The sequence below is a fragment of the Caballeronia sp. NK8 genome (assembly GCF_018408855.1).
GTDB lineage: Bacteria > Pseudomonadota > Gammaproteobacteria > Burkholderiales > Burkholderiaceae > Caballeronia.
In genome coordinates, this window is the sequence record NZ_AP024326.1 from 793724 (window position 1) to 812069 (window position 18346).

Here is an 18346-nt window from a genome sequence, read left to right on the forward strand (position 1 = left end):
ACCGTGGCTGCGGTCTTACCTTGAGTTGTCGAATGCGTTGACGAGGGTGCCGGGACGTAACTCAGAACGGATAGTGTCGTGGCGACGTTTGCACAGTGATCCAGCGCAGGTCGGTGAACGCGGCAATGCCTGCGTGTCCGCCAAAGTGGCCAAAGCCACTACCCTTGATGCCTCCAAAAGGCATCTGTGCTTCGTCGTGGACGGTCGGCCCGTTGACGTGGCAAATTCCGGATTGGATGCGGCCAGCTACCCGCATCGCGCGCGCGACATCGCGACTGAACACGGCTGCAGCAAGACCGTATTCGTTGTCGTTTGCGCATCGGATCGCTTCTTCTTCGCCGTCAACGCGCACGATTGCCTTAACAGGGCCGAACGTTTCTTCGCTGTAGATCCGCATGTTCGGCCCGACGTTATCGACGAGTGTTGCAGGCATCAGCGTGCTGTCTGCTCTTCCTCCGCAGACCAGGGTCGCGCCTTTGAGCAGCGCGTCATCGATCAACGCGTTGCATCGCTGTACCGTCGCCATATCGACAACGGAGCCCAAAACGACCGGCCCCTTTCGCGGATCGCCGAGCGGCAGCGCTTTTGCCTTTTCACCAAGTTGAAGGACAAACTCGTCGGCGATCGCGCGATCCACGATGATGCGCTCGGTGGACATGCAGATCTGTCCTGAATTGGCGAAGGCACCAAAGGCTGCACCATCGACCGCTGCCGGTATGTCGGCGTCGTCGAGCACGATCAGCGGGGCCTTTCCGCCTAATTCAAGAACTGACGGTTTGAGATGCCGTGCGCAGCTTTCTGCGATGATTTTTCCGACCTTTGTCGAGCCCGTGAAATTGACACGTCGGATAGCCGGATGCGAAATCAGCGCCTCGACAACAGGACCTGCATCGGCAGGCGCGTTGGTCACGAAGTTCACGACGCCCGCGGGCAACCCTGCATCCATGAAAGCTTCCGCAATAAGTGCGTGCGTTGCCGGGCAGATTTCCGAGCCCTTCAGTACCACCGTGTTACCGCAAGCGAGTGGAAGGGCAACCGCACGGACTCCAAGGATGACAGGCGCATTCCACGGCGCAATTCCGAGGCATACACCTGCCGGTTGCCGAACCGCCATGGCCAGGCTGCCGGGAACGTCGGACGGAATGACTTCGCCCGAGATTTGCGTGGTCAGTGCCGCTGCTTCTCGCAGGCCGTCCGCGGCCAATCGCACGTTGAAGTCAGCCCAGATGCGCGAAGCGCCCGTTTCGGCCGCCATCGCGGAAGCAAACGCATCCGACTTCGCTTCGAGCGCTTGCGCCGCGCTGAGGAGATAGGAGCGCCGTTGCGTCGGGCCCAGTTGAGACCAGTTAGCGAACGCGACGGCAGCTGAATCCACTGCGTCACGAACGTCGTCCAGCGTACATGCAGGGGCCACGCTCGCGACGTCCTGGTCCAAAGGGTTAGAGCGTTGGAATGTCGCGCCATTGCTCGCGCCGACATGCGCTCCGTTGATGAGCATCAAAATTGTCTTCATAGTCTCCGCCGTATGTTTCTTTTTTCTCAAACGAGGTCTGTCAGGCAACCACGACCTCTACAAGACGCGGCTCGCCCGCATCGAGGGCTTCCTTCAACTTCTCCGCAAGCTCTGCGGCGTCCGTGACACGGAGACCCTTACAACCCATGCCTTGGGCGAGTGACACGAAATCCAGACCGGGCAGATCGGTACCCTGAACCGGGTCGTCGGAAGTGAATCCGAACACTGGCGCGAACTCCTGAAGCGCGGCATAGCGCTGGTTATTCAAAATGACAAACGTGATCGGCAAACGCATCTGAACGGCGCTATAGATGGCTTGGATGGAGTACATGCTCGAGCCGTCTCCAATCAGGCCAATCACTCGGCTGTTGGGCAGAGCGAGCGCAACGCCGACCGCAGCCGGCATGCCGTAGCCCAAACCGCCGCTAGCCATCGTGAAAAACGTACTGCTCTTGGTGAATGGCAGATACCGTTGCATGACCGGGCGAGAACTCGGTGCCTCTTCAACTACGACGTCGTTCGCGTCGCGGACCTCCGCCAAGGTTTGCAGCGCGAACGCGACTGACATGACGGGCGACGGCTCGGCACGGGGTGCTTTGGGCCGAGCCTCTGGCAAAGGACGAGCCTCCGGTGCCGCACGCGCCAGCAAGTCAAGCACGCCGAGTCGGACATTACCGACCACCGCAGCCCCAGCGGGCGTCCACGCCGCGACATTGGGGTCGTCGATGAGTTGATAAAGGGCCGTGCCCGGAGGCACGTGCGGGCCTGTACCTTCGACGTGGTAAGAAAAAGCAGGCGCGCCAAGGACAAAGACAACGTCATGCCCATGGAGCAGCGAAACGATCTTTTCACGCATCGCGGGTAGAAATCCCGCGAAGAGTCGGTGGTCTTCGGGGAACGAACAACGAGCGCTCATTGGCGCGACAAACACGCGTGCGTTATGTCTCTCGGCCAGTTGAACAATTTCCTTCCACGCGCCAGCCCGGTCAACTCCTGCACCCACCACGAGAGCAGGCGTTCTCGATGCGTCTAGCGCTGCGCCGAGTTTCGCCAATGCCTTCGGGTCAGGACGGACCGAATTGCTGACCGTCGCGCGCTCGTGAAACTCCGCAGGCTGGTCCCAGTCATCCACTGGAATCGAAACGAAAACAGGCCCACGAGGTTCCTGCATTGCAATGTGATAGGCGCGCTCAATCGCGCGCGGCACGTCTTGCGCACGGGCGGGTTCAATCGCCCACTTCACGTATGGCTTAGGAAACTCGACCGCCTGTGCGGCGGAGAGGAACGGGTCGAAGGGCAAGATCGAACGGGCTTGCTGACCCGCCGTAATCACAAGCGGCGTCTGATTTTTGAATGCCGTGAAGATGTTGCCCATCGCGTTGCCAACGCCAGCCGCAGAATGAAGGTTCACTAATGCTGCGTTTCCAGTCGCTTGCGCGTAGCCATCGGCCATCCCGACGACTGCCGCCTCTTGCAGGCCCAAGACGTATCGAAAGTCGGCTGGGAAATCCCGAAACATTGGAAGCTCGGTCGATCCGGGGTTCGCAAATATTGACGTCATTCCCAGTTCGCGCACGAGCTTGATGACGACGTCCCTAACGGTGGCTTGTGTCGACGGACTGCTTCCCTCGCCTTGTTTGTCGCTGCCTGTCATTGCAATTCCTTTTCGGTTCAAGAGCGTTCCTGCTCTTCGGTGAAACGAGTATGAAATTTTGAGACATGATTGAATATTGCTTTTTTCCACCAAACCCTTTACCTTTGGGTTAAGGTCTTGGGCCGAATTGGAATGTCACAAGAAGATGTAGGCGGCTGTTTTAAAAGCATTTTTTCGTAATTCGATCGACGTCAATGGCCGTTTCCATAGCTCGGCGCCCTTAGGGAACACCCCGAGAAGCGCCTAGCGCACATTCCCGACCTAACGCCTACTGATGTCGAGCCACCTCACGCCCAACTCATGAGCTATAACCTCCATCAACTGCATGCTTTTGCGACCATCGTGTCGTCGGGCAGTCTAGGAAGGGCCGCAGCATTGCTCAACGTGACTCAACCAGCATTAAGTCGGACCATTAAGCGCCTGGAGGAAGATGTTGGCGCTTCGCTCTTTGAGCGCCACGTGAAAGGTATGCAGTTGACGGATATTGGCGCTGCCTTGCTGCCGCATGCTCAGCTTTTATTGCGCGAGGCAGAAAATGCGCGCGAAGAGATCGACGCGATGCGCGGGCTCGCCAAAGGAACGATCAAGGTGGGAGCAGTAGGCAGTCTCGCTGCCCACTTCCTTCCTTTGGCCATCGATCGTGTTTTAGGGAAATGGGGCAACTTGCACGTCGAGATCATTGAAGGCGTGTGGGACCGCCTCGCTGAGGGTCTCATCAATTACGAGATCGACCTCGCTCTAAGTACGGCTGCCACTGACAGCGACGAGATCGTGTCCGTGCCTGACTGCCGATGGGAGGACAACAGCTTTGTGGTAGCAGCTTTCAGCCATCCATTGCGCAAGAAACCTAAGCTCACTCTTGCCGACACGTTGACGGCGCGGTGGACCATCCCCCCCAAAGGTACAGCCCCTTATGAACACATGCGAGAGACGTTCCTTTCTCGCAACCTCGACATGCCGGATATTGCTGTCCAGACGCGGTCGGTGACAGTGCTCAAAAGTCTGGTAGCCGAATGCTCGTTTCTGAGCTGGATGCCGGAACCGATGTACGACTCTGAAAGCAAGGCAGGGATCATGGGGACTCTGCCTATTCCGGGCATTAGCGCGGCCAGAACACTGACTGCGTTTCAGCGCCGCAACGGGATACTGCCACGTCCAGCCGCGCGTCTACTCGACGAACTCAGAAGTTTGACCGAGCGCGGCATGGCGTTGCAGACCACGCGATAAGCATATCCGTTCGGCTGGCCACGTGTTCGAGTACCGCGACCTGCCGGCGTTGGTGGCAACGTCGCGCTCTGCGGCTATTTCCCTGCTGAGAATTATGCAGGGAGCGTAACGGTCTGATGCATTTAAGACGGCGCGTTCGGCGCGAAGCCTACCGTAACTGGAGTGAGGCGAAGTGAAGGAAACAATTCGCCATGGGTCTAAACGACAGAGAGGCGAATCGAAGCGCCTCGACGAGCCAAGACCAGCCAGTTTTGTCCGTTTCTGGGAGACGCGGTCGTTCCAATGGCCGCAAACGAATCTCTACGAGCGGCCGCTTCTGGCCGAAGGACTAAACCGCTCGCGCGGTAGGGGCTACGGTCCGACGCTGGTGGTCAGGGAGAGGCCGGTCACCCGGCTTTATGTTGGCGAATGAGGCAATCCGCCTCGTTCTTCAACAGGAGCCGAATCATGACCTCCTTACCGACAAACGCCAGCCCACTGCGCCAGCGCATGATCGACGATATGCGCATGCGCCAGCTTGCCCCCAAGACGCAGGACATCTACCTGCACATCGTGCGTGAGTTCGCCCGTTTTCTCGGGCGCTCGCCTGACACGGCCACCGTCGAGGACCTGCGCCGCTACCAGCTCTATCTGGTCGACCACGGCACATCGGCCGTGTCGCTGAACCACGCGATCACCGGCCTGAAGTTCTTCTTCAAAGTCACGCTCGACCGGCCCGAGCTGATGGTCAGGATGCAACCGGTGCGCGTGCCCCGCATATTGCCCGTCGTGCTCAGCCCCGACGAAGTGCGGCGGCTCATCGAGGCCGCCGGTAACCTGAAGCACCAAACCGCGCTGTCGGTCGCGTACGGCGCGGGGCTACGCGCCAGCGAAGTGGTGGCGCTGAAGGTCACCGACGTCGACAGCGAGCGCATGACACTGCGTATCGAGCAGGGCAAGGGCCGCCGTGACCGCTACGCGATGCTCTCGCCGGTGCTGCTCGAACGTCTGCGTGTGTGGTGGCGCGTGGCCCGTGCGCAGGGCAAGATGCTCGATGGTGGGTGGCTGTTTCCCGGACTCGATCCGCTCGATCAGTTAAGCACGCGACAGTTGAACCGTGCCATTCATGCCGCCGCCGAGACTGCGAACATCGACAAACGTGTGTCCATGCACACGCTACGCCATAGCTTTGCGACACATCTCCTCGAACAGAAGGTGGATATCCGCGTGATCCAGGTGCTGCTCGGCCATGCAAAGCTCGAGAACACCGCGCTCTACGTCCAGGTGGCCACCGACCTGCTGCACGAGGTCACCAGTCCGCTGGACCGTCTGCCCTCAGAGTAGACCCGCGGGCTGTAACGCCTCATGCTGGAGGTTGCGGACATCTTCCGCAGCCACGGGCCAGCGTGGCGAGCCACGACACACTTGAGCCTGGGGCAGCTGAAGGTCATGTCGGCCATCGAACGGTGCCGCACGGCGGCACTGGGCGGACATGTGCTGCGCTGTTCAGGCTGCACAAGGACCGAGGTGTCCTTCAACTCGTGCCGAGACCGGCATTGCCCGAAGTGCCAGGCCAGCGCCGCACACCGCTGGCTAGAGGCGCGTCAGGCCGATCTGCTACCCGTCGAGTACTTCCACGTCGTCTTCACGCTGCCCGCGCAAATCAGCGCGATCGCCTGGTACAACAAGCGGGTCATCTACGGGCTGCTGTTCGACATCGCCGCCGACACGCTGCGCACGATCGCCGAGGATCCCAGGCATCTCGGCGCCCAGATCGGCGCCACGCTCGTACTGCACACTTGGGGATCGGCGCTCACGCATCACCCGCATGTGCACGGCATCGTCCCCGGTGGCGGGCTGTCGCCTGACGGTGAACGCTGGATCGCCTGCCGGCCCGGCTACTTCCTGCCCGTGCGCGTCCTCTCACGCCTGTTCCGACGCCGCTTCCTCGAGGCACTCCAGTCGGTTCACCACCGTGGCGACCTGCAGTTCTTCGGCGAGTACACCGGGCTCGCCGACCCCGCCACCTTTGCCCGATGGCTTGCGCCCCTACGTACTTGCGAATGGGTGGTCTACGCCAAGCGCCCGTTCGCCGGACCGAAGGCGGTGCTCGAGTACCTCTCACGCTACACGCACCGCGTCGCCATCTCCAACCAGCGCCTGGTCGCCGTCGATGAGCGTGGCGTGACGTTCCGCTGGAAGGACTACCGTGCGAAGGGACGCACCCGCTACAAGACCATGACCCTCGAAACCGGCGAATTCATGCGCCGCTTCCTGCTCCATGTGCTGCCCGGTGGTTTCCATCGGATCCGCCACTTCGGGCTGCTCGCCAACCCGGTGCGCCGCGCCAATCTCGCAAAGGTGCGCGAACTGCTGCACGTCGAACCCGAGATCAGCCCGTCGCCGGACGACGCCATCATCGAAACCCGCCCCGTCTTCATCTGTCGGCACTGCGGCGCACCGATGGTCGTCATCGAAATCCTCGCGCGCAGCGCCCCGATCCGCGCACCGCCAATGCGCCGGGATCCGACATGAACCCCACGGTTCCTCGACCTGCCTGTCGAACGTTGGCTCCGCGGCAACGCGGCCCAAGGATGGAAGCCTGCGCGTGTCGCTACGCGAAGCGCTTTGCCCGGCCGCCTCATCATCGCGAATGCACGACTAAACCACTTCGCTACGGCGTCAGCGTCCCTCCGGCACCCCGCCTGAGCGTGCCGCATCCGGCACCACTGACCATTCCGGTCTATCAATCGCCATAGCCGCGAACCCTCCAACCGCAGTGGGGCACTCCGCGGTTTCCTCCATCGGGCTTATTCGACGCCTGCCGACATGCGCGGCGGCACGCACATTTCTGCGGCCGATGGCAGGCATCGAATAAACCTTAACGAACTCAGACAAACCGCTAGCTTCTCCCGACCGTGTAGTAAGCGTCTTCAAGACGCGCAATACGCTTGCTTGCAGGTCCGATAATCGGGCTACGAACGCGAAGGCAGCCATTACGGAGTCGAGGCATATAGGCACGCCAACCACACACTGATAACCGGCTCGCCTGAACCTGCGTCACGCAAACCCCACCCACGCCCGTCTCAGCGCGTACTCATCGTCTCGGCGGCAGAATGCGCCGGCATGCCGCCGCCACACACCCCTCTCATCCGCGCATCCTGCCTCAGACCCCAGATCCACGTCACGGCCAGGCAAGGCAGCAGCGACGCAATCGAATACCCGACTCCCGCGAGCGGATTCCCGGTCAGATTGACGAGTGCCAGACTGATCAGGGGCAGAAACCCGCCGAACACCACGTTGCCGAGTTGTTGCGCGAGGCCGAAGCCGGTCGTCCGGCTCTGCGGCGGGAAGCACTCGGCGACGAACGCGGGCAGCGGCGCCATGATCATCGCGGTCAGCACGGCAAGCACGGCGATCAGCAGCGAGACGGAAACCCACTGCGACGACGCCACGCCTGCCCTGATGCCCGCGAACGCCGGGTAAGCCGCCGCAATCCACATGACGATCCCGATCAACATCACGCGCGCCCGTCCGACGACATCCGACAATCGGCCGAACACCGGATACAGCGGTGCGGCGATCAGGATGCCGGCGCCGAGACACAGGTTGGCCTGCGTCGGTTCGACCTTGAGCACGTTCTGCAGAAAATAGAGCATGTAGACGATCGACGTGTACAGCGAAACCGACGTCCCGCCCTGCGCGCCGAACATCGCGACCAGAATGGCTTTCCAGGACGTGCTGCTCGACAGGGTCTCCTGCAAGGGCCGCTTCGAAAGCCGGCCCGCGTCACGCATCTCCATGAACACCGGCGTCTCCGTCATGCCGAGCCGTATCCACGTGGCGACGGCCACGATCGGCGCGGAGATCAGGAACGGCACGCGCCATCCCCACGATTCGAAGCTGGCCGAATCGAGCGAGAGTTTCAGCGCCGACACGACCACGAGTGCGAGCAGCAGACCCACGCTCGCCGTGCTCTGCAAGACGCTGGTCGCCATTCCCTTGCGGCCTTCGGGCGCATGCTCCATGACGTACACCACCGCCGAACCGTACTCGCCGCCAAGCGCGACGCCCTGCACGATGCGCAGCGTGAGCAGCGCGATGGGCGCGGCCATGCCGGCGACTCCATAGGTAGGCAGACAGCCGATGCCGACGGTGGCGATTCCCATGATCGCGAGCGTGATGACGAAGGTCTTCTTGCGGCCGATCCGGTCGGACATCGGACTGAAGATCACGGTGCCGAGCGGGCGGGCTACATAGGCAATGCCGAACGTGGCGACGCCTGCGAGCGCCGCGACGGATTTGTCCGTGGATGGAAGAAACAGATGTGTCAGCGTCGCCGTCAGCGCGACGTAGACGAAGAAATCGTAATACTCGAGCATCGTTCCCAGACTGGATGTCACGATGATGCGCAACATGCCGGGACGACGATGCGCGTTGCCTGATCCTTCGATCATGTGTGTCTCCTCCGATGAGTGTGTCAGGCGGCGCCGTATTCGCCGCGCGGCGCCTTGCGCCGGGCCTGCTGTTCGAGGAACGCGGACACCGCCTGTTTGTGCTCGCTCCCGCACAGCAGAATGGCCTGCATGTTCGCGGCCATTTCGAGCGCGGCGGACAACGTGCAATGCGACGACTCGCGCACCAGCTTCTTCGCCATACGCAGCGCGAGCGGCGGGTTGCCGGCAATGCGCCGCGCGAGCGCAAGAGCTTCGCGGTCCAGCACGTCATCGGGATGAACGCTCGTGACGATGCCGATCCGCCTGGCCTCCTCGGCATCGACGAATTCGCTGGTCAGCGTCATTTCGAGCGCCTTTGCCGGCCCCACGATGCGTGACAGAAACCATGCGCCGCCGATGCCCGACACGAGGCCGAGCCGCAGAAAGCTTTCCGCGAAGACCGCCTGTGTTCCCGCGAGGCGGATATCGCACATCAGCGCGAGGTCGCAGCCTGCACCGACCGCCGCGCCGTTGACCGCGCAGATCGAAGGCACCTCCAGTTCGCCGAGCGCGCGCGTGATCCGGTGCAGACTCGTGCGCAGGCGTTCCCGCACTTGCTCGATGCCACCGTCCATCAGATCCTTGCCGCTCTGCATGTCCTTGACGTTTCCGCCCGTGCAGAAATGCTTCGACGACGATCGCAGCAGCAGGCAATGCACGTCACTTCTGCGGCTAACGCTTTCGAGCACGTCCGATAACGCTTCGGTCATTGCCACCGTGAGCGCGTTGCCATTCGCGGCGCCATCGAGCGTGACGGTCATCACGCCCGCATTCACTGCATAGCGCACGAGCGGCGCTTTATTCAATTCCATGTCCTGCACGGTCTGTCTCCTGAGATGAATCCGGTTCGTGACGCTTCATCGGTTGGAAAACGCGGCGTCGCGACGGCCGAGAAACGCGGCCATGCCCGCCTTCTGGTCGGCGAGCGCGAAGCCCGCATGAAAGAGCCGTCGCTCGAATAAAAGTCCCTCCGCCAGCGACGATTCGAACGAGCGGTTGACAGCTTCCTTGATGGCCAGAATGACGGGCAGCGAATGCCGCGCGATCTGTTCGCTGATGCGCATGGCCTCCCCGATCAGCACGTCCGGCTCGACCACTTTCGACACCAGTCCGTACGCGAGCGCCTCGCTCGCCGACAGCGGCTCGCCGGTCAGGCAGGCGAGCATCGCGGTCGACTTGCCCGCCGCGCGCGGCAGGCGTTGCGTGCCGCCCGCGCCGGGCACGATGCCGAGCTTGATTTCGGGCTGACCGAACATCGCATCGCGCGCGGCGATCACGATGTCGCACATCATCGCGAGTTCGCATCCGCCGCCGAGGGCATAACCCCTCACCGCAGCGACTACGGGTTTGCGCAGCGTCCGAAAGCGATCCCAGTTGCGGCCGATATAGTCTTCGGAAAATGCCGTGGCGTGGTCGAGCTTCGACATCGCGACGATATCCGCGCCCGCCGCGAAAGCCCGCTCCGAGCCGGTCAGCACGGTTGCGTGCACGGCGGGATCGGAGTCGATGCGCTGCATCTCCTCGACCAGCGCGTCGATCAGCGCGTCGGTGAGCGGGTTCAGCGGGTTCGCGGACGCGAGCCGCACGAGCGCGACTTTTCCGCACCGTTCGCTTCGAATGAGTTCGTGTTCCATGCCGTGCTCCTACGCCGTCCCGGCAAGCGCCGTGCTTGCGCGTATCACGCCGGCGTTCAGCAGCGCCGCGATTTCGTCTTCGTCGATGCCATAGAAACCGAGCATGTCGAGCGTGTGCTGACCGGTCACCGGAGCGGGTGCTTCGTCGGGCGCAGGCGGATCGGACGGCCCGAGCGCGAAGCCATGCGATCTCACGCGGCCCGCCACCGGATGCTCGACCGTGCGCGCAATGCCGCTCTCGCGATACTCCGTCGTCTCGATGACCTCGCGATACGTCGTGACGGGCGCGCACAGAATGTCTCTGGCCGACAGCACGTCGATCCACTCGGCCGTGCTCCGCCGGGCGAAGTGCGCGTCCAGAATCTCGTGCAGTTGTGCACGGTGCTGCACGCGGGCATCGTTGGTGGCGAAGCGCGCATCGGTTTCGAGGCCGGGCGCGTCGAGCAACTCGCACAACGCGCTCCAGCGGCCCGGATGGTAGGCCACGACCATCATCCATCCGTCGCGCGTGCGGAAGGCCTCGTTCGGGCACGCATAGGGCGCCGCGCTGCCGACCTTCTCCGGATCGGCCCCCGACACGAAGAACGCCGCGAAGCCGATCTGTTGCAGCATCAAGGTCGCGTTGTAGAGGCTCACGTCGAGGTGCTGCCCCACGCCGCCCGTGCGCGCCGTGTGCAGCGCGCCCAGCACGGCGATGGTGGCGAGATAGCCGCCCATCATGTCGGCGACCGGCACCGGTACTTTCAACGGATCGCCGTTCGTCGTGCCGAGCGTGCTCATGAGTCCGCTGACGGCCTGGATCACGCCATCGACGCCGGGCCGCCTCGTGTTTTCGCCGCGTTGCCCGAACGCCGAAATCGAGCAATAGACGAGCTTCGGATTGACGGCGCGCAGCGCCGCGTAGTCGAGTCCCAGCGACGCCATGACGCCCGGCCGGAAGTTCTCGACGAGCACGTCCGCGCGGCGCGCCATGGTCGCGACGGTCCGCCGGCCGGCATCGGTTTTCAGATCGATGGCGAGGCTGAACTTGCCGCGGTTGACGCTCATGAACGCCGGGCTCACGCCGTTCTGCCACGGCGGGCCGATCTGCCTGCCGATTTCGCCGCCCGGCGGCTCGATCTTGACGACGTGCGCACCGAGGTCGGCAAGCGTCATCGAACAGACCGGTCCTGCCAGCACGTGCGAAAAGTCGAGCACGCGCACGCCTTTCAAGCTATCTCGAATCATGGTCGTGGTCCTGTCTCCGGGTCCGACGTTGCATCGAACCATGGGCGAAGATTAGAGTCGCGCCATCACCGGAACAATCGACTTTTTCGAAACGAGGCTTTGAGTTTTTGTTAAAGGGTGCCGGCGGTCTGCACGAGCGAGATCAGCCAGTCGCGAAACGTCGTCAAGGCCGCGGACGGACGACGCGTCGCGGGCCACGCAAAGTAGTAGGTGTACGCGCCACGGTCGAGCTCGAAGCGAAGCGGCGCGACGAGTTGCCCGCTTTCGAGTTCGGCCCGTACCAACGCCTTCTGCGCGATCGCCACGCCATGCCCTTCGATCGCGGCCTGATAAGCCAGCAGCGAGGTCTCGTAGCGCATTTCGCGACGGCGCCCGTCGAGCGGAAGGCCGGCCGCCTTCATCCACAGCGTCCAGTCGTCGGCGCGCGCGAGCGAGTGCAGGAGCGTCTCGCCCTGCAGCCGGCTGCGCGCGCGGATCTTGCGCGAAGGCGCGGCGACCGGCACGAGCTCATTGGGAATGAGCCGCTGTGCGGCGAGGCCGGGCCAGTTGCCGTCGCCGAGCTGGATGCCGCCGTCGATGTCCTCGCGTTCGAAGTTGAGCGGCGCCGACGACGTAGTGAGCTGCACATCGACGTCCTCATACTGGCGATGAAAACTGGCGAGCCGCGGGATGAGCCAACGGACCGCGAACGTGGCGGGGCATCGGATCTTGAGTACCTGCGAGCGGCGCCCCGCCGTACGAATGCTGTCGGTCGCCTGGCGCAGGCCCGCGAAGAACGGCATCAGTTCGGCGAGATAGCGCGCGCCCGCCGAAGTCAGTTCGAGCCGGCCCCGGACGCGCTCGAACAACTGCACACCGAGAAAGCGTTCGAGCGTCTTCACCTGTCGGCTCACCGCCGCCGGGGTCACCGCGAGTTCGCTGGCCGCTTTCGATACGCTCAGCAGACGCCCGGTCGCTTCGAAAGCGCGTATCGCATTCAGGGAAGGCAGCGGTGCGGGACGGTCCATGAAAATCGGCCTGAGAGACGGGATCTCGAATACTGACTCAAAATCGCGCCAACTGAAAAGCTGAAAATCAATGACGTGTTCACAGACTGAAATGCTTGGGGTCGCTATGACGCGTAGTGCGCCGGGGAACGCGCGTCGTTTATTTGAACGCACGCGCGATCGCCGCACACACGGCCGAACTCTGGCAATCGCTCAAGGTGACAAAACGCAGACCGTCGACAACCGCTTCCGGATAAGCGTTTCGTATTCGTCCCGCGACCGAAGGGTTAAGGCGTCAATGCGCCGCCCGTTTCGATCGTGTATTTCGCCATGGCAGACCAGTCTCGCTCACCCATGCCCGCCGCGACGGTTTCGCTCATGCGCGCATTGACCGCCGCGAGCATCGGCAAAGCGCGGCCTGCGTCCGCAGCCGCCTCCGAGGCGAGCCGCAGATCCTTCAGCCCGAGCGTCGCCTTGAAGCCCGGTTCGTAGCGCTCGTTCGCGATGTTTGCCGAGTACACCTGATACGAGCGGCTGCCGAATAGCGTATTCAGAATCACATCGAAGAAGCGCTCGCGCGCCAGACCGTTCGCTTCGGTGATCACAACGGCCTCGGCCATCGCTTCGATCGCCATTGTGATCATCATGTTGCAGGCGATCTTCGCCGCGTTCGCGGTCGGCGCTTCGTCCCCCATGTCCCAGATGCGCCCGCCGATCACATCGAGCAACGGACGAACCTTCGCGATCGCATCCGGCGGACCGCCCGCCAGCACGTTGAGTTCGCCCTTCGCCGCGACATCGGGACGTCCGAGCACGGGCGCGGACACATAACCGATATCCGCCACCGCATGTGCATCGACGAGTTCGCGTGCGAAAGCCACCGAAATCGTCGATGTCACCACGTGCACGAGTCCGCGCCTTGCCTGCGCCAGCACGTCGGACGCGATCAATGTCGCGCGAATCGCGTCGTCGTCGGAAAGCATGGTAAAGACGGCGTCGCCCTTGAACGCTTCAGCGGGCGACGCGACCATCGTCACGCCCGCGACCGATCCGCCCGAGCGGTTCCACGCTTTCACGTGGTGTCCTGCATCGGCGAGATTGCGCGCCATCGCGCGTCCCATCGCGCCGAGTCCGATGATGCCGATATCCATTCCTTTGCTCCTTGCATAAAATCAGACGATGCCTGAGATCCAGTCGAGCACGGGTGCAAGTGCCTCGTCTGAATTCTTCTCGTAGATCAGGCCGTGGCCATTGCCGTGCACGCCGTGATCGGCGAGATTCAGCACCTGTGCCGATGCACCGCATGCGTTGAGAAACGCCGCCGTCGGCGGATTGGCTGCTGCGAACGCCGACGCTTCGGCGGTGACGATGAGAATCGGCACCGCACTGAGCGATGGCAGCGTGTAATCGCCCGGGCGGGCGTGGCGTAGCGCATCCGGATCGCTGACGGGCGGCTCGAAGCGCAGCGGCGCGGCCGTCGGTCCCCAGCACATCGCGCCGATGTTCGGGATCGTCGCAAAAGGCGGTCCCATCGGTTCGATCGCGGCGACCGCCTTGACGAGATGCGGACGACGATCGGCAATGAGCCAGCCGTCCGGACCCGACGCCGAATGCGTGATCAATATCGCCGGGCCGATGCGATCGAGCAACGCGGCTGCGCGATCCGCGTCCATCGCCTGCGATGCTTCGAGGTCTTGCGGCAAGGGCCCGTAGCCGGCGATGAATTCGTCCATCGCGGGTGCATCGTCGGCGGCGAATGGCCATTGCGTGTGAGCCGCATCATCGCCCGGAAAGTAGATCTGACGGCCGCCTTCATAGGAAAACGGCGGACCCATGGGCCCGAGCGTGTCTACGTGATACGGCGACCTTCCGTGTCCCGGACGATCGACGACGAACACCGCATAGCCGGCTTCGACCAGACGCTGTGCCCAGCCGGGGCGCCCATCGGGTGTATCGAACCATTCGGTACCCTGAAAGCCGCCTCCGTGCATCAGGACGATCGGCCATTCGCGCGTAAGCGTCTCGGGCGCCTCCCATTCGACGAACAACGGCCCGCGCTGATATGTGCGTGCGCCGCTGACGACACGCTCGCCCGGCACCCAGAAATGGCCGCGTCGGATCGTACGCACGGGGGCGCTGGTCCACGGCTGGAACAACCCAGTCATATGCATACCCTGCTCAGAGCGGCATCGCGCGTGAGCGATGCGCGGCCAGATCGGTGAAATTCGGCAGGTCCGCCATGACGTCGGCAGACTCCGGCGAGGAAAAAGCCGCATCGACCGATGCTTCGTCACGGAAGCGGCATTCGCAGATCGCAAGCGTGCCCGTGTGATCCAGTGCAGGAAAAAACGCCGCAACGCGTTCGAGACCGTATCGCGCCCAATGCCGCATCACGAGCGGCAAATGACGATCGACGTACTACGCGCGATCGAAACGCGCGCTGGATTCACCTTCATAAGCCACGTAGATCGTGACGCCGGATTCATGCTCCATCGTTTCCTCCTGATATTTGCCGAAGGCTCATGTCGATGCTCTTGAATTAAACTAGTGATCACTATATTATTCAATCATTGACGACGCAAGGTTTTTATAGTGACCACTAGCTTAAAAAGCGGATCGAAGCCGGGACGCGGCCGCCCGCGCGCCTTCGATCCCGAAGCGGGGCTCGCAGTCGGCCAGCGCATGTTTCACGCGGCGGGTTACGATGCGGTCGGCCTGAGCGCATTGACGACCGAACTCGGCATCACACCGCCGAGCTTCTATACGGCGTTCGGTAGCAAAGCGGCATTTTTCCAGCGCGTGCTGGAGCGCTATGCGAACACCGAACTCGCGCTCGCGGACATTCTGTTGCCGCATCGGCCTGCTTCGGAGGCGCTCGCGGATCTGCTCGAACGTGCAGCGCGCACTTACGCACACGATCCCGAACGCACCGGATGCCTCGTGCTGGAGGCCGCGCGCGGCCACTCGGAGTGCGAAAGCGCGGTGCTCGCGCGTCAGGTCGCGGAACGGCGCCGCGCGCAGATTCGCGCGTTCGTGGCGAAGACGCATCCGCGTCGGGCGGATGCGGCGACGGACTACGTCGCTACGGTCATGTCGGGTTTGTCGGGCAGTGCGCGGGAAGGCATGTCGGCGGCGCGGCTGGTCAAGGTGGCGAAGGCCGCCGGTGTGGGACTCGCGGCTTTGCTGGGCTGAGCGCGGCATCCGGATATCGCGCGATAAATCGCTTCGCCGAGGCTTTCATAGCCGATACCACGACACGGACCGCGGTTGATCGAACGGCGAATCGCTTCGCAGACGGCGGCGGGAAGATGCTTCTGCGAAGCCGCCCAGTGCGAGACGACACTTGCGTGCTTCGCCATCCATCAGCAACGTGCGTGCTTTACGAGCATCCGTCAGCACGCGCGGTTGCCTTAACGGTCCGCCCTCCTCTCGACACTTGCGCTATCCACTTGCGCGATGAAAGCGCGTTCCTTAGATATGCGACAGGTCGGGATACAGACCACGCACCGGACTGACCGCTTCCAGCAATGAGGCGAGGTGCAGGAGTGTCGATTCCGCCAGCCACGGTGCGACGAGTTGCACGCCGATCGGCAGCCCTTCGCGGCTCGTACCGAACCTCAACGTCAGCCCCGGCAGCCCGGTCACGTTGAGAGGCGCAGTCGCAGTCATCACGTGCAACGAAGATACCGTCTGCCCGTCGATGTTGAATTCCGCAGCGTCGTGTTCGTGTGCGGGCACCGGGGTTACGATGGTCAGTAACGCGTCGTAGCGCTGGAAGTACTCTGCGAAGCCATCGCGCAGTCGTTCCGCCTGCTGCTCAGCATCGACGAAATCGGCAATCGACGTGTCCGGCGTGTCATAGACTGCCTGGACATGTTTGAATATCTTGTCTTCGTGCCCGGCCGTCACTTTTTTGAAGGCGGGCTTGGTTTCCATGACCTGAAGCTTCCAGAGCAATTCGAGCGCGTTGATCTGCTCGAGCACCGGAATGCGCACGGGTTCCACGATCACGCCTAACCCTCGCAGGGCTTCAGCGGAGGCGTTCACGGTTGCCGCGACGTCCGCGTCCACGGGCGCGAAAGCATCGATGAGCAAGCCCACCCGAAGCGGCCGGCCCGGTGTGGAGCCCACGCCGGCATCCAGCCTGACCGGAGCCGTTGAAAAACCGTCTGCGCCGTCAGGACCTCCCAGCAGCGAATAGGCCAGCGCGATATCGCGAACGCTGCGTGCAATCGGACCGATGTGCCAGAAACGACGGGGTACGCGCGGCCAGATACCCGTCATCGGAATCCGTCCGTGCGTGGCTTTGAGACCAACGACGCCGGTCAATGCGGCCGGGCCGCGCACGGAGATCGCGACATCGGTTGCGAGACCGATCGGCGACATCAGTGCCGCGACAGCCGCGGACTCGCCACCGCTCGATCCACCCGGCGTGCGATCCAGATTCCAGGGGTTTCTCGTGCGTCCCGAAAGCAGGTTATCGGTTTCGATCCAGAACGAAAATTCAGGGTGATTGGTTTTCGCGAGCAGAATGCCGCCCGCCTTTTTCATGCGCACGACACTGGTCGCATCGGTGTCGGGCACGCGTCCCTTGAAAATGGGCGAAGCACGTTGCGTCAGCACGCCAGCGGTGTCGATAGAGTCCTTTGCGGGGAAGGGCACGCCATGCAGTGGCCCAAGTTCTTTACCTGCCATAACTTCTGCTTCCGCGACTCGCGCGTTTTTGAGTGCGTCGTCGGCGACAGTAACAATTGCATTGATCTTGTGATCCACTGCACCGATGCGATCGAGATGCGCCTGCATGACTTCCACCGGCGAAACTTCCTTGGTACGGATCAGTTCAGCGAGCCTGGTTGCGTCTTGGGAGATGAGATCGATGGACATGGCAAAGCCTTTCAAAGTGTCGGGAAAGTAGCGGACAAAGCCAGGCGCGATTCCAACCTAACGTTTGTTAGGTTGGAGACTAGGCGTTATAATCCGCCTTGTCAACATGCTTTGATCCGCCCGGATGCACGATTCCGAGGCGGCTTATCTTCATCGAGGGGACATTCGTGGCGAACGAGGCCGGTACCAACTCCAGTGACAAAATCCTGGCAGTCGCGACAAAGATTGCGCAGGCGCACGGCTACGGCGGACTGAACCTGCGTACTCTGGCGCAGGAAGTGGGTATCAAGGCTGCGAGCCTCTACCACCATTTCCCGAGCAAGGCCGACCTCGCAGCCGCAATGGCCAAGCGTTACTGGGAGGATGCGGCGGCGGCGCTGGAAGTGCTGTCGGCCGAGACGCCCGAGCCTGTCGACCGCCTGCGCCAATACCCGGGGACATTTCGCGTGGCGCTTGCGAACGACAACCGCATGTGCATGGCCAGCTTCATGACGGCGGAGTATGACGACCTGCCCGACATCGTGAAGAAAGAGGTCCAGAGCTTTACCGATGTCAACGTCGCGTGGCTCGGCAAGACGCTCGTGGAGGCGAAGATCGTCGGTTCGCGGGACGCTAAAAAGCGGGCACGCGCCATATTCGCCGCAGTCTCGGGCGCGCAACTGATGGCGCGAGGACGCTCCGACATCAAGCTCTTCGACGATCTGATCGAGAGCTATCGGGTAGCAGGACTCTTACCGGCGTAGAAA

16 protein-coding genes are annotated in these 18346 nt (G+C 62.6%); 5 read left to right on the plus strand and 11 right to left on the minus strand.

Annotated features, from left to right (window positions below; all coding sequences use genetic code 11):
- Nucleotides 1-61: 61 nt before the first annotated feature.
- Nucleotides 62-1513, minus strand: a complete 1452-nt coding sequence (locus NK8_RS36555; protein ID WP_213233493.1) for an aldehyde dehydrogenase — start codon at nt 1511-1513, stop codon at nt 62-64.
- A 40-nt stretch (nt 1514-1553) separates the two neighbouring features.
- Nucleotides 1554-3167 (minus strand): benzoylformate decarboxylase, encoded by a 1614-nt coding sequence (mdlC, locus tag NK8_RS36560; RefSeq protein WP_213233494.1) that lies wholly within the window; start codon nt 3165-3167, stop codon nt 1554-1556.
- A 300-nt stretch (nt 3168-3467) separates the two neighbouring features.
- Here mdlC and NK8_RS36565 point away from each other — a divergent pair, with 300 nt between their 5' ends.
- The 3 genes from NK8_RS36565 to NK8_RS36575 all read left to right on the plus strand — a co-directional run bounded on the left by NK8_RS36565 (nt 3468) and on the right by NK8_RS36575 (nt 6908).
- Nucleotides 3468-4394: a LysR family transcriptional regulator gene (locus NK8_RS36565; protein WP_213233495.1), complete on the plus strand. Its 927-nt coding sequence runs from the start codon at nt 3468-3470 to the stop codon at nt 4392-4394.
- 447 nt (nt 4395-4841) lie between these two features.
- Nucleotides 4842-5717, plus strand: a complete 876-nt coding sequence (locus tag NK8_RS36570; RefSeq protein ID WP_061121634.1) for a site-specific integrase — start codon at nt 4842-4844, stop codon at nt 5715-5717.
- 21 nt (nt 5718-5738) lie between these two features.
- A complete protein-coding gene (locus tag NK8_RS36575) occupies nt 5739-6908 on the plus strand; it encodes an IS91 family transposase (RefSeq protein WP_213233300.1) in 1170 nt (389 codons plus the stop codon).
- Between the two features lie 551 nt (nt 6909-7459).
- On the opposite strand, the gene NK8_RS36580 is transcribed toward NK8_RS36575, so the two are convergent.
- The 8 genes from NK8_RS36580 to NK8_RS36615 form a co-directional block, all read right to left on the minus strand.
- Complete coding sequence (locus tag NK8_RS36580) at nt 7460-8830, minus strand: MFS transporter (protein WP_213233496.1); 1371 nt, start codon at nt 8828-8830, stop codon at nt 7460-7462.
- A gap of 23 nt (nt 8831-8853) precedes the next feature.
- Complete coding sequence (locus NK8_RS36585) at nt 8854-9681, minus strand: enoyl-CoA hydratase-related protein (protein ID WP_213233497.1); 828 nt, start codon at nt 9679-9681, stop codon at nt 8854-8856.
- Nucleotides 9682-9726: 45 nt separating this feature from the next.
- The gene (locus NK8_RS36590; RefSeq protein WP_213233498.1) at nt 9727-10503 is read right to left on the minus strand and encodes an enoyl-CoA hydratase-related protein; all 777 of its coding nucleotides are present in this window, start codon (nt 10501-10503) and stop codon (nt 9727-9729) included.
- A gap of 9 nt (nt 10504-10512) precedes the next feature.
- Nucleotides 10513-11730 carry a CaiB/BaiF CoA-transferase family protein gene (locus NK8_RS36595; protein WP_213233499.1) on the minus strand — a complete coding sequence of 406 codons (1218 nt, stop codon included), beginning with the start codon at nt 11728-11730 and terminating at the stop codon, nt 10513-10515.
- A gap of 110 nt (nt 11731-11840) precedes the next feature.
- A complete protein-coding gene (locus tag NK8_RS36600; protein ID WP_213233500.1) occupies nt 11841-12737 on the minus strand; it encodes a LysR substrate-binding domain-containing protein in 897 nt (298 codons plus the stop codon).
- A gap of 266 nt (nt 12738-13003) precedes the next feature.
- Nucleotides 13004-13867: an NAD(P)-dependent oxidoreductase gene (locus NK8_RS36605; RefSeq protein ID WP_213233501.1), complete on the minus strand. Its 864-nt coding sequence runs from the start codon at nt 13865-13867 to the stop codon at nt 13004-13006.
- A gap of 21 nt (nt 13868-13888) precedes the next feature.
- Nucleotides 13889-14845 (minus strand): alpha/beta hydrolase, encoded by a 957-nt coding sequence (locus NK8_RS36610; RefSeq protein ID WP_367657826.1) that lies wholly within the window; start codon nt 14843-14845, stop codon nt 13889-13891.
- Between the two features lie 49 nt (nt 14846-14894).
- Nucleotides 14895-15110, minus strand: coding sequence for a hypothetical protein (locus tag NK8_RS36615; RefSeq protein WP_367657843.1), 216 nt, complete (start codon nt 15108-15110; stop codon nt 14895-14897).
- Nucleotides 15111-15308: 198 nt separating this feature from the next.
- Between NK8_RS36615 and NK8_RS36620 the strand changes: the two genes are divergently transcribed.
- Complete coding sequence (locus NK8_RS36620) at nt 15309-15908, plus strand: TetR/AcrR family transcriptional regulator (protein WP_225936568.1); 600 nt, start codon at nt 15309-15311, stop codon at nt 15906-15908.
- 279 nt (nt 15909-16187) lie between these two features.
- On the opposite strand, the gene NK8_RS36625 is transcribed toward NK8_RS36620, so the two are convergent.
- Nucleotides 16188-17600 carry an amidase gene (locus NK8_RS36625; RefSeq protein WP_213233503.1) on the minus strand — a complete coding sequence of 471 codons (1413 nt, stop codon included), beginning with the start codon at nt 17598-17600 and terminating at the stop codon, nt 16188-16190.
- Nucleotides 17601-17767: 167 nt separating this feature from the next.
- On the opposite strand from NK8_RS36625, the gene NK8_RS36630 reads away from it, so the two are divergent.
- The gene (locus tag NK8_RS36630; RefSeq protein WP_213233504.1) at nt 17768-18343 is read left to right on the plus strand and encodes a TetR/AcrR family transcriptional regulator; all 576 of its coding nucleotides are present in this window, start codon (nt 17768-17770) and stop codon (nt 18341-18343) included.
- Nucleotides 18344-18346 lie beyond the last annotated feature (3 nt).